Annotated in this window: 18 protein-coding genes and 1 pseudogene; 10 read left to right on the forward strand and 9 right to left on the reverse strand. The window is 55.3% G+C overall.

Annotated elements, in window-relative coordinates; all coding sequences use genetic code 11:
* Positions 1 to 51: 51 nt before the first annotated feature.
* The 5 genes from METLA_RS21285 to METLA_RS0104140 all read left to right on the forward strand — a co-directional run bounded on the left by METLA_RS21285 (position 52) and on the right by METLA_RS0104140 (position 3,504).
* Positions 52 to 717 (forward strand): helix-turn-helix transcriptional regulator, encoded by a 666-nt coding sequence (locus METLA_RS21285; RefSeq protein ID WP_024297351.1) that lies wholly within the window; start codon positions 52 to 54, stop codon positions 715 to 717.
* Positions 718 to 877: 160 nt separating this feature from the next.
* Entirely contained in the window at positions 878 to 1,381 is a 504-nt protein-coding gene (locus METLA_RS0104125; protein ID WP_024297352.1) for a peroxiredoxin family protein, read from the forward strand.
* Between the two features lie 3 nt (positions 1,382 to 1,384).
* Positions 1,385 to 1,810, forward strand: a complete 426-nt coding sequence (hemJ, locus tag METLA_RS0104130; RefSeq protein WP_024297353.1) for a protoporphyrinogen oxidase HemJ — start codon at positions 1,385 to 1,387, stop codon at positions 1,808 to 1,810.
* A 17-nt stretch (positions 1,811 to 1,827) separates the two neighbouring features.
* A complete protein-coding gene (locus METLA_RS0104135; RefSeq protein ID WP_024297354.1) occupies positions 1,828 to 2,673 on the forward strand; it encodes a cytidylate kinase family protein in 846 nt (281 codons plus the stop codon).
* A 21-nt stretch (positions 2,674 to 2,694) separates the two neighbouring features.
* Complete coding sequence (locus METLA_RS0104140) at positions 2,695 to 3,504, forward strand: L,D-transpeptidase family protein (protein WP_245598724.1); 810 nt, start codon at positions 2,695 to 2,697, stop codon at positions 3,502 to 3,504.
* A 64-nt stretch (positions 3,505 to 3,568) separates the two neighbouring features.
* On the opposite strand, the gene METLA_RS0104145 is transcribed toward METLA_RS0104140, so the two are convergent.
* On the reverse strand, positions 3,569 to 4,012 hold the full coding sequence (locus METLA_RS0104145; RefSeq protein WP_024297356.1) for a ferritin-like domain-containing protein: 444 nt from the start codon (positions 4,010 to 4,012) through the stop codon (positions 3,569 to 3,571).
* Between METLA_RS0104145 and METLA_RS22445 the strand changes: the two genes are divergently transcribed.
* Entirely contained in the window at positions 4,004 to 4,315 is a 312-nt protein-coding gene (locus METLA_RS22445) for a hypothetical protein (protein WP_152539365.1), read from the forward strand. The genes METLA_RS0104145 and METLA_RS22445 overlap by 9 nt on opposite strands.
* Before the next feature lie 28 nt (positions 4,316 to 4,343).
* Positions 4,344 to 5,318, forward strand: a complete 975-nt coding sequence (locus METLA_RS0104160; RefSeq protein WP_245598725.1) for a DUF3137 domain-containing protein — start codon at positions 4,344 to 4,346, stop codon at positions 5,316 to 5,318.
* 49 nt (positions 5,319 to 5,367) lie between these two features.
* Here METLA_RS0104160 and METLA_RS0104165 read toward each other — a convergent pair whose 3' ends face one another.
* A complete protein-coding gene (locus METLA_RS0104165) occupies positions 5,368 to 6,549 on the reverse strand; it encodes a pyridoxal phosphate-dependent aminotransferase (RefSeq protein ID WP_024297358.1) in 1,182 nt (393 codons plus the stop codon).
* Positions 6,550 to 6,637: 88 nt separating this feature from the next.
* On the opposite strand from METLA_RS0104165, the gene uvrB reads away from it, so the two are divergent.
* A complete protein-coding gene (gene uvrB, locus METLA_RS0104170; RefSeq protein ID WP_024297359.1) occupies positions 6,638 to 8,647 on the forward strand; it encodes an excinuclease ABC subunit UvrB in 2,010 nt (669 codons plus the stop codon).
* Positions 8,648 to 8,707: 60 nt separating this feature from the next.
* Here uvrB and METLA_RS0104175 read toward each other — a convergent pair whose 3' ends face one another.
* The 4 genes from METLA_RS0104175 to METLA_RS0104190 form a co-directional block, all read right to left on the reverse strand.
* Positions 8,708 to 9,226 (reverse strand): PP2C family protein-serine/threonine phosphatase, encoded by a 519-nt coding sequence (locus METLA_RS0104175; protein ID WP_024297360.1) that lies wholly within the window; start codon positions 9,224 to 9,226, stop codon positions 8,708 to 8,710.
* A gap of 114 nt (positions 9,227 to 9,340) precedes the next feature.
* Complete coding sequence (locus METLA_RS0104180) at positions 9,341 to 9,742, reverse strand: anti-sigma regulatory factor (protein ID WP_024297361.1); 402 nt, start codon at positions 9,740 to 9,742, stop codon at positions 9,341 to 9,343.
* A complete protein-coding gene (locus METLA_RS0104185; protein WP_024297362.1) occupies positions 9,735 to 10,112 on the reverse strand; it encodes an STAS domain-containing protein in 378 nt (125 codons plus the stop codon). The genes METLA_RS0104180 and METLA_RS0104185 overlap by 8 nt, the downstream gene beginning before the upstream one ends.
* Positions 10,109 to 11,080, reverse strand: coding sequence for a protoglobin domain-containing protein (locus METLA_RS0104190; protein ID WP_024297363.1), 972 nt, complete (start codon positions 11,078 to 11,080; stop codon positions 10,109 to 10,111). Before METLA_RS0104190 ends, METLA_RS0104185 begins: the two co-directional genes overlap by 4 nt.
* A gap of 93 nt (positions 11,081 to 11,173) precedes the next feature.
* Here METLA_RS0104190 and arcC point away from each other — a divergent pair, with 93 nt between their 5' ends.
* Positions 11,174 to 12,184 carry a carbamate kinase gene (gene arcC / locus METLA_RS0104195; RefSeq protein ID WP_245598726.1) on the forward strand — a complete coding sequence of 337 codons (1,011 nt, stop codon included), beginning with the start codon at positions 11,174 to 11,176 and terminating at the stop codon, positions 12,182 to 12,184.
* 21 nt (positions 12,185 to 12,205) lie between these two features.
* Here arcC and METLA_RS0104200 read toward each other — a convergent pair whose 3' ends face one another.
* Positions 12,206 to 13,555, reverse strand: a complete 1,350-nt coding sequence (locus tag METLA_RS0104200) for a cyclic 2,3-diphosphoglycerate synthase (RefSeq protein WP_024297365.1) — start codon at positions 13,553 to 13,555, stop codon at positions 12,206 to 12,208.
* A 197-nt stretch (positions 13,556 to 13,752) separates the two neighbouring features.
* Between METLA_RS0104200 and METLA_RS0104205 the strand changes: the two genes are divergently transcribed.
* Entirely contained in the window at positions 13,753 to 14,142 is a 390-nt protein-coding gene (locus METLA_RS0104205) for a cupin domain-containing protein (protein WP_024297366.1), read from the forward strand.
* Here METLA_RS0104205 and METLA_RS0104210 read toward each other — a convergent pair.
* Positions 14,121 to 14,669: a hypothetical protein gene (locus METLA_RS0104210; RefSeq protein ID WP_024297367.1), complete on the reverse strand. Its 549-nt coding sequence runs from the start codon at positions 14,667 to 14,669 to the stop codon at positions 14,121 to 14,123. The two genes, METLA_RS0104205 and METLA_RS0104210, sit on opposite strands and share 22 nt — an antisense overlap.
* Positions 14,670 to 14,718: 49 nt before the next feature.
* Positions 14,719 to 14,826 (reverse strand): annotated as a pseudogene (locus tag METLA_RS23900) (IS982 family transposase); the annotation flags it as partial.
* Positions 14,827 to 15,068: the final 242 nt, after the last annotated feature.

The following is a 15,068-nucleotide window of genomic DNA, read 5'->3' on the forward strand; positions in this document are numbered from 1 at the left end:
TCGGCATTTTAGCCAAAGGCTAAGAATTTCAGTTTTTTAAAGGGCATCGAAATGAATAATAGTGAAGGCTTTGAAAACCCCGTAATTATTTTAACCGGCAATAGACTTTACGATCAGGTTTTGCGGTGTTACAAAAAACCTGCCGAGCTTATTCTGGCGGATAATCCCCAAGCATTGGCGTTAATTTTGCGGGATAGTCTCGGCGCGATGCTATTAGTGGATTTGGCGCTCTTTAACGACGATGTCACTCATCCCCTGGTCGCAAAAATTCTTAAAAAAGGATTTGAACAACGGATCGTTGTGATGACAGACGAACAGGATCCGGCAAAATTATATCCCTTGATGGAACTCGGTGTGCGCGGCTTTTGCCATTCATCGATCAACGATGAGTTGCTGATGAAAGCGATTCAAGCCGTCAACCATGGCGAACTCTGGATAGGGCGACAATTTATCAGCTACCTGATCTGCAGGCTGATGCTAGATAAAGCAAGAAAGAATGCCGACAGTGATATAAGATTGAGCGGTACACCGCTGACCCCCAGGGAAGAGCAGATTGCCACCCATGTCGCTCAGGGAAAATGCGATAAAGTGATTGCGCGCGATCTGAATATTTCTCCGCATACGGTTAAAAATCACCTGAGCAATATTTTTAAAAAACTGCAAGTTACCGATCGTTTCCAGTTGGCGCTCATTTACCATGGCATCATTAATAATTAGATTTAATTCTATTTCTCCCTTATTTTTCTAATCGAAAGTCTTGTATTCGATTTCTTGTGTTTTTGTTCGATCCGATAGCGAGCCGATTTGGTATAATCCGGTGTTTTAAACAAAAATTGCCCGCCGTCTGTGATGACGGCCTGGCGAGGAAGGGGAGCGGTTGTCCAGGGCTAAATTATTATTCGCGCTGCCGGTGTTCGCCTTAGCCGTGTGGATCGCCTGGCAGGCCGTGCCCCGGATGACCGGAGCGGCGCCGGAGGTCACCTTTACCACGATTACCGGCAAGCAAGTCGCATTGCGGGAGTGGCGCGGCAAGCCGGCGATCGTGACCTTTTGGGCGACCGATTGCCCCACGTGCATGCTTGAAATTCCGCATCTGATCGATTTATATCGGCAGTTTCACCCCCAGGGTCTCGAAATGGTGGCGGTTGCGATGGCTTACGATCCGCCCCATCATGTCGTCGAAATGACGCGCGCCAGGCAATTGCCTTATCATGTGGCGCTGGATTTGAATTCGGCGCATGCGTTGGCGTTTGGCGAGGTACAATTTACCCCGACGACTTTTTTGATAAGTCCCGAAGGCAAGATCGCCGAAAAATCGGTCGGCGTTTTCGATTATCCATCCTGGCAAAGCCGAATTGCCGCAATGTTGAACAAAGGATGAGCGATGCTCTGGTTAAAAGCGTTTCATTTGATATTCATGGTCACCTGGTTCGCCGGGCTGTTTTATCTGCCGCGCCTGTTCGTCTATCATGCGCTGAGTTCGGATAGCGTCAGCCGCGAGCGCTTCAAGATCATGGAACGCAAGCTGTATTACGGCATCATGACGCCGGGCATGCTGCTGACCTTGCTGTTCGGCGTCTGGATGCTGGCCGATTACGCCTGGGATATGTACCGGAGCAGCGGCTGGCTGCATGCGAAATTGACCTTGCTGGCGTTGCTGGTCGGCTATCATGGCCTGTGCGGCAAGTGGCTCCTCGATTTCAAACATGACCGCAACCGCCATAGTCATGTGTATTTCCGCTGGATGAATGAAGTGCCGGTGTTGTTCCTGTTCGGCATCGTGATTCTGGCCGTGGTTAAACCTTTTTAATAGCTATTTTTTAATTCATGAAACACATCATCACCCTGTCCGGCGACATCGGCAGCGGCAAGTCCTCGGTCGCGGCGGAACTGCAAAAACTGACCGCCTACGACATCATCGGCACCGGCAAGATTCAGCGCGCGATCGCCGAGCGGCGCGGGCTGACCACGCTCGAATTGAACAAGATTTCCGAAACCGACCGCAGCGTCGATGACGAGATCGACAATTATGTGATCGAAATCGGCAAAACCCGGGATGATCTGATCATCGATTCGCGGCTGGCCTGGCATTTCATCCCGGCCGCGTTCAAGGTGTATCTGTCGGTCGATGCGATGATCGGCGCGGAACGCGTTTTTAACGCCGGCCGCAGCGACGAGCACAATCCGTCGCTGGAAGCGACGCTGCAAAACAACCTGAAACGTCAGAGTTCCGAGGATCAGCGTTTTTACAAATTGTACGACGTGCATTTTCGGCGCTACGACAATTACGACCTGATCGTCGATACCTCTTATACCGCGCCCGAAACGATCGCCCGCAAGATTTATGACTGTTTTGAACAGCGGAACCGGGGCGGGGCGTTTCCTGAGCTTTGGCTGGACCCTCGGCGGTTGTTGCCCACGCAAGAGTTGGAGCTTGAAGCCGGCGAGAATAACGCGTTCGATTTCGGCCAGCCGATCTCGGTGTTTGTGCATGACGGCCTGATTTATATCGCCGAGGGTCATCAAAAAACGCTGGCCGCGCGCAAGGCCGGCCTCGACCTGATTTCTGCCCGCATATTGACCGAAGATGCGGCGAGTTTCAGTGAACTCGCCGGTGCCGTATCTCCATCAATGCGGCAGGCCTGGGAAGCCGCGATGGATGTCAATGGTTGATATGACGGTAAACGTCCGCACATGATGAAATTAACAACCAAAATCATTGCCGGCTTGGCCTTGGCTGGATTGCTCGGCGCGTGCTCCGGGCACCAGTCCCCCGCTCCCATTACCAAGGCCATCCCCGCCGCCGTCAAACCCCAAGCCCAGGTCGACCGGACAATGTATTACATCCCGGTTCCCAGGCTGCCCGGCCAACGGACCGTGGCGGATGTTCTGCACGTTTACGGCGAATACGCGACGCGTAAACTCAATCCCTATTTCGCCCAGGCCAAGGTGTCCTACCCCCCTCGGGAAGTCACCTTCGTCGCCTTGAAACAGGAAATGAAACTGGAGCTCTGGGCCAGGGACAACGGCGAATTCCGCTTCATCCGCGACTATCGCATCAAGGCCGCCAGCGGCGTGACCGGCCCCAAATTGCGCCAAGGAGACGAGCAGGTGCCGGAAGGCATTTACCGGATCGAGGAACTGAATCCCAACAGCCATTATCACTTGTCGATGAAATTAAATTACCCCAACGCACTCGACCTCTTCCATGCCGAGATGGACGGGCGCGCCGATCTGGGGTCGGACATTTTCATCCATGGCAGAGCCAACTCCATCGGTTGCCTGGCCATGGGCGATGAAGCGATAGAGGAACTTTTCGTCCTCACCGCGCAAGTGGGCGCCGAAAATGTGAAAGTCGTGATTGCCCCGCACGACCCTAGAACCTTCCCTCTTAAGGCTAACTCCGTAGACCTTCCGGAATGGACTTCTGGGCTTTATTCGCTCATCTCCCGCGAAATCAAAGCCCTGTCATCTGGGGTGAAGTCGGTAAAAACCGGATTATGACCATCAAAACTGGATTTTGTTAGCCAGCCCCACAGGGAAAGCGGTTCAGTCGCTTCAACGCCTTTCAATTACCGGGCTTCTTCAACATTTTCTGTACGCCGCCCACATGCATTTCCTCCTGGGCGATCATTCTCCGGGCATACTCTTCCAGCAGGACATGATGGCCGCTGACCAGATCGAGCAGGGTGTTATAGGCCGACAGCGCGAGCATTTCATGATCGAGCGATTCGCGCAGGATGTCGCCGATGTCGTGCCGGTGCGTTTCGAGCAATGGGCCGATGCCGAGCGAAGGATGCGCGTCCAGCAGCGTAATCAACTCGCCCGCTTCGTTCGCGTGCTGCAGTGATTCGGTGGCCTGCGCGCGCATCCAGTCGACGATCGGTATGCGTCCGTAGCCGACCACCATCAAGGCATAATGCGTATAGCGGACGACACCGGCCAATTCGGTTTCCAGAATCTTGTTCAGCACGATGATGACTTCGTCTTTATCGAATCCGTTGTGAGCCATGGCAGCCTCCAGAGGCAAAAAGAAGAAAACTTTACTATATCGGGTTTGGCCGAATTTTCCGACTCTGCCCGGTTTGATAGACAAGGAATTCTTTATCATGGTTCGCTATTGGCTCCTGAATCTGTTGGATGTTTTTCCATGATCTTCGTATGGCTCGGAATGCTGCTGAGCCACAACAACGTCTGCGGACAGTTGCCGGCGAATATTTTAGCCGGCATGATGAATTTTTCGCTCAAAACCCCTATCGAAATAGTGGAAGAAGAAAAGAAGAGCCTCAGCGCCAGGGATTTGCTCAGAAGCTGAATCTGATTTGCCAACCCGTACACGCTGGATGCCTATGAAATCGGCCGACGACTTTATCAAACTCTATAGCAATAATTTGGCGCCGATATTACGCGATCTGGAGCCTGAGCGGAAAGCGTTGCTGCTCTTGTTTTGGACAGGCATCGCGTTGCTGGCCGCGAGTGCGCCCGGATTCATGCTGCTGTTGCGTTCAGGTCAGCCGGTGTATTTACTGGCGGCCGCGCCGTTTGTGATCGTTGCGGTCTACCCGTTTTATCGTTTCAAGCAAAAGAAGCTGGCTTATGCTGACGTATTCAAGAATTGCGTGATCCGCGAGTTGGCCGCGTTGATAGACCCGCATTTCAATTATTTTCCACACCGCCATATCGACGAAGAGGATTACCGGGAGTCCGAGCTCTTCAGGCATCGAATCGACCGTTATCGCGGCGGCGATCTGGTCGAAGGGGCGCTCGGCGCGACCCATTTTTTCTTCTCCGAACTGATACACGAAGAACAGCACGAATCGACCGATGCGAAGGGGCGCAGACAGACGCGCTGGGAGATCGTCTTCAAGGGCCTCTTTTTCATCGCCGACTTCAACAAGCATTTTCACGGCAAAACTTACGTGGTGCCCGATGCGCGTGGCAGCTTCTTAGGATTGGGGCAGCTGTTCGAAAAATGGAGCTTCGGCCGCGGCGACATCGTCGAACTCGAAAACCCCGAGTTTGACGCGCTGTTTACCGTCTACGGTACCGATCAGGTCGAGGCGCGTTATATCCTGTCATCGTCGATGATGGACAGCCTGGTCCATTTCAGGAGCAAGGCCGATACCCCGGTTCACCTTTCCTTCATCAACTCGAAAGTGTGCGTGGCGCTTCCGGTCAACAAGAATCTGTTCGAACCGAAGATTTTTTCGAGCGGCGTGCAGTCCGCCTGTTTGCGGGATTATTTCCGCTACCTCGCGTTGGTTGCGGGGATCGTTGACGACCTAAATCTGAATCTGAGGATTTGGGGGAAGGTGTAAGAATGACCGTTCCCGCGCAGTCTGCGCGAGAACGAGGCAAACGGGGCGATCAAACCGCGTTTCTGATCCGCTCCAGCGCTTTTTCGAGATTCGCCATGCTGGTCGCGATCGAAATCCGGATATGGCCCGGGGTACCGAAGGCCGAACCCGGCACCAGCGCAACGCCGGCATGCTCGATCAGATATTCCGAAAATCCCAGATCGTCGTCGATGCCGTCGAGTCGCGCAAGCAGTTTCTCGATATTCGGGAACACGTAGAAGGTGCCGTCGGTCTCGATGCAGTCGATGCCGTCGATCTTGTTGAACTCGGCAACCACGTAATCGTGGCGCTTCTTGAATTCGACGCACATGTCGTTGATGAAACTTTGATCGCCGGTCAGCGCGGCTTCGGCGGCGACCTGCGAGATCGAGGTCGGGTTCGAGGTGCTTTGCGACTGTACGGTGGTCATCGCCTCGATCAGGTCGGCAGGGCCTGCCGCGTAACCGATACGCCAGCCGGTCATCGAATAGGCCTTCGAGACGCCGTTCATCACGACGGTCCGGTCATACAGATCAGGATGTGCGTTCAGGATGTTGGCAAACGTGCCTTGCTTCCAGAGAATATGCTCGTACATGTCATCGGTCGCGATGATGATGTTCGGGTACTCTTTCAGCACGTCGCCGAGCGCCTTCAGTTCATCGAGCGTGTAGGCGATGCCGGAGGGATTCGACGGGCTGTTGATGAAGATCAGGCGGGTCTTCGGGGTAATAGCGGCGCGCAATTGTTCCGGGGTAATCTTGAAGCGCTGCGCCTGGGTCGTTTCGATGATGACAGGCACGCCGTCCGCGAGCAGCACCATGTCCGGATAAGACACCCAGAACGGGGCAGGGATGATCACTTCGTCGCCCGGATTCAACAGCGCCTGCGTCAGATTGAACGAGCTTTGTTTGCCGCCGCAGGATACCAGAACCTGTTTCGGCTGGTAGTCGAGACCGTTATCCTTTTTGAACTTCTCGATGATCGCCTTTTTCAAACTCGGAATGCCGTCGACCGCGGTATACTTGGTGAAGCCTTTCGCCAAGGCCTCTACGGCCGCCGCCTTGATGTGTTCCGGCGTATCGAAGTCGGGTTCGCCCGCGCCGAGTCCGACGATATCCTTGCCGGCCGCGCGCATTTGTGCGGCCCGGGCTGTAATCGCCAAGGTCGGAGAAGGTTTGACTGCCTGAACTCTATTAGATAGTTTGATGCTCATGTTCCGCCGTGTAAAATCAATGTCAAAAATTGCCCCAAATTATACCCTTAATAATCCGTTGCAAAAAACGGTTTTCGAGAAATAGCGAGTGAAGAAAGAATTTAAAATCCACAGCCGCTTTGAACCGGCCGGAGACCAGCCGGCCGCGATCGCAAAACTGATTGAGGGGCTGAACGACGGCGAAGTGCATCAGACCCTGCTCGGCGTGACCGGTTCGGGCAAGACCTTTACGGTCGCGAACGTGATCCAGAAAGTCCAGCGTCCGGCGATGATCATGGCGCCGAATAAAACGTTGGCCGCGCAGCTTTACGGCGAGTTCAAAGAGTTTTTTCCGGAAAACAGCGTCGAATATTTCGTCTCCTACTACGACTATTACCAGCCGGAAGCCTATGTGCCGGCGTCCGACACCTTCATCGACAAGGACGCCTCGCTGAACGAACACATCGAGCAGATGCGCCTGTCCGCGACGAAAGCCTTGATCGAACGCGAGGATACCATCGTCGTGGCGACAGTGTCCGCGATCTACGGCCTGGGCGAGCCGGAGTCCTATTTCAAGATGGTTCTGCATCTGGTCAAGGGCGACTTGATCGACCAGCGCGCGATCATTCGCCGGCTGACCGAAATGCAATACACCCGCAACGACGTCGACCTCAGGCGCGCGACCTACCGGGTGCGCGGCGATGTGATCGACATCTATCCGGCCGAATCGGACTCGCAAGCGCTGCGGGTCGAACTGTTCGACGACGAAGTCGAGCGCCTGTCGCTGTTCGATCCGTTGACCGGCGAAATCCTGCGCCATGTCGCGCGTTATACGGTGTATCCGAAGAATCACTATGTGACGCCGCGCGAACAATTACTGGATGCGGTCGAAAAGATCAAGGTCGAGCTGAAAGAGCGCCTCGAACACTTGCGCTCGCTGCATAAACTGGTCGAGGCGCAGCGCCTGGAGCAACGCACGCTGTTCGACATCGAGATGATCATGGAGATGGGCTACTGTTCCGGCATTGAAAACTATTCGCGCTATCTGTCCGGCCGCGGACCCGGCGAGTCGCCGCCGACGATGTTCGATTACCTGCCCGCGAACGCGATCATCGTGATCGACGAAAGCCATGTCACGGTTCCGCAAATCGGCGCGATGTACAAGGGCGACCGTTCGCGCAAGGAAACCTTGGTCGAATACGGCTTCCGGCTGCCGTCCGCGCTCGACAACCGGCCGCTGACCTTCGACGAATTCGAACTGAAGTCGCCGCAGCGGATCTATGTATCGGCGACGCCGGGGCCTTACGAAAGGACGCATTCGGGCGTGTTCGTCGATCAGGTGGTGCGGCCGACCGGCCTGCTCGATCCGGAAGTCGAGGTGCGCCCGGCGACCACGCAGGTCGACGACCTGCTGTCCGAAATCAACAAACGCGTCGAGTTGAAGGAACGGGTCCTGGTCACCACGCTGACCAAAAGGATGGCCGAGGATTTGACCGAATACCTGAGCGATCACGGCGTCCGCGTGCGCTACCTGCATTCCGATATCGAAACGGTCGAACGCGTCGAAATCATCCGCGACCTGCGCCTCGGCCAGTTCGACGTGCTGGTCGGCATCAACCTGCTGCGCGAAGGACTGGACATTCCGGAAGTGTCTCTGGTCGCAATACTCGATGCGGACAAGGAAGGCTTCCTGCGCTCGACCGTGTCGCTGGTGCAGACGATCGGCCGCGTCGCCCGCAACGTGCACGGCCGGGCGATCCTGTACGCCGACCGGATCACCAAATCGATGCAGCAGGCGATGGAGGAAACCGAGCGCCGCCGCGAAAAACAGCGCAGCTTCAACGAAGCGCATAATATAACGCCTGCGACCATCTATAAATCGGTTACCGACATCCTGCAGACCGCGATTCCCGGTTCCGGCCTGGCGATCCCGAGCACGCAAAAACGCGTCGCCGAACCGGCCGCGTCTTACACTAAACCGTTGACGCCAAAGCAACTGGCGAAAAAAATCAAACAGTTGGAGGAGGCGATGTACAAGCATGCGAAGGATCTGGAGTTCGAGCAGGCGGCGAAAATCCGCGACGAATTGAAGCGTCTGCAAGAGCAGGTGCTGGTCTAAAAACTGCTGAACGGATTGCGCTATGAAATTTTTCGTGCTTTTCGTGTTTTTCGTGGACCATTAGACCTTAAGAACCACCATCGAAACATCGTCGACAAAGGTGTGGCTGCCGGAAAAGGTTTGCAGATCCTTCACGATCGCGTTGATGATCTCTTGCGGCGCCTTCGGGCCTTGGGTGGAGAAGAGCCGGGTCAGGCGTTCGGTGCCGAAAAACTCGCCTTCCGGGTTCTGCGCCTCGGTGATGCCGTCGGTGTAGAGCAGCACCAGGTCGCCGGGCCGCAAAACGGTGCTTTTTTCTTCGAATACGATTTCCTTGGTGACTCCGAAGATGATGCCTTCGGCATCTAGTTCATTGCAAACCGTTTCGCCGGCCGGCAACAGCAGCGGGCGGTTATGTCCCGCATTGGCGTAGCTCAGTTGCCGTGTGGCGGGGTTGTATTTCATGTAGAACATCGTGATGAAAAGCTCGGCCTTGTTCAGGTCGTCATAGAGCAGGGCGTTCAGCACGCGCAGCATGTCGCCGGTTCCGGCCTCCTTTTCCAGCTTTCCCGACTCGGGGTGGATATGCAGGGTGCGCAAGGCTTCGCAAGGCTTCGGCTTTTAGTGTGCTGCCCTGCGCAAAAGGCTTCACCAACGCACGGTCGCCCGAAACGGCCTCGCCGGATAATATCCGTTCGGCAATGCCGTATTCTATCAGTGAACCCATTTGGTTGCCTTGATAGTCGTGCCCTGGCCGACGCAGGAGGTGATCTCGAACTCGTCCATCAGCCGCTTGGCGCACGGCAGTCCCAGGCCCAACCCTTTTCCGGTCGAGTAGCCGTCCAGCATCGCGCGTTCGATATCGGCGATGCCAGGGCCACTGTCGCGGGCGCCGATCACAAGGCCTCGAAGCTCTCCTTGCTTGATTTGACTCAAGATGATTTCTCCCTGCTGGGCATATTCGACGATATTGCGCGCCAACTCGGAGAGGGCGGTTGCGATCAAGGTCAGGTCGCTGGCAGAAAATCCCAATTCCTTTGCTAACGCGCGCGCCTGTTGGCGGACCATCACGATGTCGGAGTCGGAGCGGATCGCTATTTGGACGACGTCAGTCACGGCACATCCCCTCCTGCCGTTGACGGTCCAGGATCGCGAGGGCTTCTTCCAGGTCCAGCGTGGTTTGTACGCCAGACAGCCGTACGTCCAGACCCAACTGCACCATCGCAAACGCGATTTCGGGTCGAATGCCGACGATGATCGTTTCGGCGCCGCGCAAGCGGATCGCCTGGGCCATGTTGCGCAAGGTTCGCGTCGCGAAGGAATCCATCACATCAAGCAAGGTTACGTCCAGAATGACGCCACGCGAACGAAATCGTCCAACCTGTTCCACCAAGACCTCTTGAAGCTCCAGCAAATCCGTATCCGACTGTTCGGCCTGAAGGGAGGCGATCAGATAAGGTCCCTGTTTTAGAATGGGCGTTTTCATACATCAGCTTGATTGGAATGCATCCTTTCAGCGACAGGAACCAGCCGATAGCCGAGCAATCGTTCCGCCACCTCCAGGCCGCTTTGCAGGTCTACCGTGGTCTTGACATGGCCCAGGTCCACGCCGATAGCGACCAGCGCTTGCGCGATTTGCGGCGACAAGCCGGTCAGGATCACGGTCGCCCCCATCAACCGGGCTGCGCTGACCGTTTGCAGCAGATGGTTGGCCACTTTGGAATCGACAAGCGGAACGCCGGTAATATCCACGATCGCGATCTTGGCGCGGGTCGCGCTGATGCTTTCCAGCAACTGCTCGGTCAACTGGTGGGCGCGATACGATTCGAGCGCGCCGACGACCGGCAATATCAATAGGCGCTCGCGGACCTGCAGCACCGGAGTCGGAAGCTCGCGCATGGCGACCTGCTGTTTGCCTATCAGCTGTTCCCGGCAGTTGATGTAGGTGTCGATCGCGAGGCCGATGTCCAGAAAAGCCACTTTCAACAACGAGATAAATGTCCTGAGCGCTTTTCCCGGTTCGCTTTTGTACGCATCGAAAAGGTGATCGGCGACGGTTCTTAAATAGAAATTGTACATCCCCAGGTAAGCTTTGACCGGCAGGCCGATGCGCTCGTGCACCGCGCCGATTTTAAGGCGGTCTTCGATATATGCCTTGTCGTAATTGCCTTGATTCAGCCTGGAAAAATAAATCTTCTGGGCGCGTTTGACGCGATCGAGGAGTTCGGGGGACTGAAAAAATACCCGGGTTTCCTCGAAGGCGAGCAGATGTTTGTAAAAAGCCTCGATGACCGGGTCCGCGTAGGCCTGAGCGACTGGATCGATGCTCACCAGCTCCCGGGTATCCTCATCGCCTAATTCCAGAAACGCTCTGCGCTTGTCGATTTCCTTTTCGGTTATGCCGATTTCCTCCATGAGCGACTTTTTTGAATCCTGATGCGTGGGTTCGGTCATTTGGGTTTCCTCCGGCTCTTGATGCAAACCTTGGGCTTGCATAAGGGCAATGATGGGAAGGACGCTTATCATCCTGTAATTAAGAATGTTATGATGAGTCTGGGTTCCCTGATCCTGCTGGTCACTCTGACCGATCCGCAAAATTATCATGACCGATTGCACCGAGTTAAACCGATGAGAATAGTCGTTGCGTTGGGTGGAAATGCGCTACTGCGCCGAGGCGAAGCGCTGACATCAGAAAATCAGCGCCGCAATATTCAAATTGCCGCCGCCGCGTTGGCGCCATTGGCTAGCGATCATCAGATCATCATCACGCACGGCAATGGCCCTCAGGTCGGGCTGTTGGCATTGCAAAGCGCGGCCTATAAGTCTGACGAAAGCTATCCCTTGGATATTCTCGACGCCGAAACCGAAGGCATGATCGGTTATCTGATCGAGCAGGAATTGGGTAATTATTTGCCGCCAGAACGGCTCTGTGCAACCTTGCTAACGCAAATCGAAGTGGACCCGCACGATCCGGCTTTTGATTCACCCACCAAGCCGATCGGCCCCGTTTACTCCAAAACCGTCGCGGAACAACTCGCTAATCAACACCGCTGGCGCATCGCGAAGGATGGCGAATATTATCGGCGCGTGGTGCCGTCGCCCAGGCCGCGAAGGATCGTAGAGATCGAGGTGATTAAGTCACTGATCATACGTAATGTGGTGGTGATTTGTGCGGGAGGCGGCGGCATTCCGGTTGTGAAAGACGTAGATGGCCACTGGCGCGGCGTTGAAGCGGTGATCGACAAGGATCTGGCCGGGGCTCTGCTGGCGATCGAGTTAGGCGCCGACCATTTCATGATGCTGACCGATGTCGATGCGGTGTACCAGAATTGGGGAATGCCAGAAGCCCGCGCGGTTCGCTGCATATCGCCCGGAGCGATTCGGGAAATGGCCTTTGCCGAAGGCTCGATGGCTCCGAAAATGCTGGCCGCTTGCGAATTTGTCGAGAAAACCGGCCGCATTGCCGGCATCGGACAGCTCAAGGATGTGGCCGATATTCTCGCGGGAACCGCCGGCACGACGATCGCGCCGGATGCGGATATCGGCTGGTGGGATTGATCAGAGGGTTTCCTTGCGCGTTCAATCCGAAAGCAAATTCTGCTCTTGCAGAAATGCTTCCACCAGCCCGCTCAACAACGGCTTGCCGATTTCGGCGAATTCGTAACTCGCGCGCACGACCGGCTTGTTGATCTCTATCAGTGCGCCAAGGTCGCACGGCGTCGCGGTCACGACCACATCGGCCTCGGCCGAATTGATCGTCTCTTGCAAGGCGCGGAGTTGTGCCGGATGATAGCCGACAGCCGGCAGCACCTTGCCGATATGCGGATAGTGGCGGTAAACTTCGGCGATCTCGCCTGCCGCAAAATCGCGCGGATCGACAATCTCCGCCGCCTCGGCTTCCAATGCTGCAACATAGCCCGCGCCATAGGCCATGTCGCCATGTGTGACGGTCGGGCCGTCCTCGACCACGAGCACGCGTTTGCCGCGCACCCGCTCGGGATCGGACAGTTGCACGATGGATGCGCCGCGCACGACCTGTGCGCAGGGATTCGTTTGCCGCACGCTGTCTTCCACGCGCTGCACATCGGCTGGCGCGGCCGAATTGACCTTGCCGATCAGGACGATGTCGGCCATCCTAAGAACCGTCTCGCCCGGATGATGCGAGGTTTCGTGGCCCGGCCGCAACGGATCGACCAATACGATGTTCAGATCGGGACGGATGAACGAAAAATCGTTGTTGCCGCCGTCCCAGACAATGATGTCGGCTTCCCGTTCGGCGCGCGCGACGATCTTGGCATAATCGATGCCTGCAAACACCACATTGCCGATCGCCAGATGCGGTTCGTATTCCTCGCGTTCCTCGACCGTGCAGCCGGCCGCATCCAGATCGGCGTTCGCAGCGAAACGCTGCACGGCCTGTTTTTCCAGATCGCCGTAAGGCATCGGATGCCGGATCACCGCGACTTTCAGGCCGTGCGCCTTCAACAGTTTGGACAGCCAGCGCGCCGTTTGCGATTTGCCGCAGCCGGTGCGCACAGCGCAGCAGGCGATCACCGGTACGGAAGCCTGGAGCATCGTTCGCTTCGGACCCAGCAGGATGAAATCGGCGCCTTGGGCGAGTGCGATCGAAGCCGTGTGCATCACCCGGCTATGCGGCACGTCGCTGTACGAGAAAATGGCCTGGTCGATACACTGCGTTTGGCACAAGGCGGCGAGCTCCGCTTCGTCGACGATAGGGATGCCCTCGGGATAAAGCTGTCCTGCCAGTGAGGCCGGATAGCGGCGGCCCGCGATGTCCGGAATCTGCGCGGCGGTGAAGGCGACGACTTCGCTGTCCTGATCGTCCCGATACACGACATTGAAATTATGAAAATCGCGCCCGGCGGCGCCCATGATCACGACTTTGGTGCGTTGTTTCGTAACGGACATAGAAAGTTCATCCTGACAGGGTGATCAGAGAATCCAGTATGGCAAAGCGTTCTTCTTATTATAATGACGGATAGTTCAGGCAAAAATTTATTTACGAGCGCTATTTTTATTGGGGATGTCCCTATTTGCACAATCCGTTGTCAGATTATTCGAAGGCTGCCAATCAGCCTAAAGTCGATAGGGTAAATGGAGTGGGTATGAAAGCAGCAATCAAGCGGTTCGATCCGAGCCAAGAGTTCTATACCGCCGAAAAATGCTTCATCATCGAAGTGTCCAATGCGCCGGATGATCCAGAGGTGTCGATAGCGAGGGCGCGCGTGGCGCCCGGAGTGACGACGCACTGGCACCGCGTCAAAGAGACCGCGGAGCGCTATGTGATTCTTGAAGGCAAGGGCCTTGTCGAGGTCGGCAGTCTTGCGCCTCAGGATGTCGGGCCCGGCGATGTCGTGCTGATTCCGCCGTCATATCGCCAGCGGATCACCAACATCGGGCCGGGCGATTTAATCTTTCTCGCCATTTGTAGCCCGCGCTTCAGGAACGAAGCTTACGAAGATATCGACGAGGATCAGGATTTTTTGCGGGTGTGACTATAAAGGTTGTTGAAGAGCCGGATGACAACCGAAATCAGCGTCTGGGCTGTCTTGATTGCCGGCACCCGAACCGGGTTTTCCGAAGCGAAATCATCGATCGCGGCGTTCACAAAATTGACCAGCCCCATTTGCCCGGTTTCATCGAGCGAACGCTGCCGCAGGCGATCTTGAAGTTTTTCCTTGATCTTCTCGTCCATGAATTTATCCGCAAGCAACGATTGTAGCTCAGCATCCAGCAGCATCGCTTGCTTTTCAAGAAAGTCGAAGTCCAGGTCTTTGTGCGAGGGCAGGGGGCCGAAGGCCTTCCGATAGATGCAAATCACGTCGAAGCAAAGGTCCATGAACAGATGCGACATGTCCTGGTTTTGCTCGGCGATGATGGCCGGAAAAATGCCGAAGAGGGTTTGCGCCAAAGCGGTTTGATCAAGCTGGAATTGCTCAATAATCTTCCGGCCGGCGTTCTCGTCGAGGCTTCTGGCATATTCAATTGCCTGATATAGCTCGCGGTCTGTAAGTTCGTGCATGATTGCCTTTGTCGTATGAAATGAAAGGATAATATAACCTGAGTTCGGTTTAAGCGTTTACGACAAAAGTCAGTAAATCAGTGTTCCTCAAATTAAGCGCAGGCTTTTTTTCTTGGTACGAGTAAGCGACTAAGCACGCCACGATATTCGCCAAGTAATAACCATAAAACCAGCCAGTCTCAACATATCGTCCCAATGTGGTGTGATTTTCTTCAAACTGAGATGATACATTGATAGAGAATTGAGTAGACATTCTCTGGTCTACCCAGGATAGCCGGTTGCGCTTGAGCGCCGTTACGTCTCCACGAATCAGTAGTTCTAGTTTTCGCATGAGCGAACTGGTCCAAACTAAGATTCATTTTTTTCAACCTGGACATTAGCCTAAAGTCCAATAGTGCG

The organism is Methylomicrobium lacus LW14 (assembly GCF_000527095.1).
Taxonomy (GTDB): Bacteria; Pseudomonadota; Gammaproteobacteria; order Methylococcales; family Methylomonadaceae; genus Methylomicrobium; species Methylomicrobium lacus.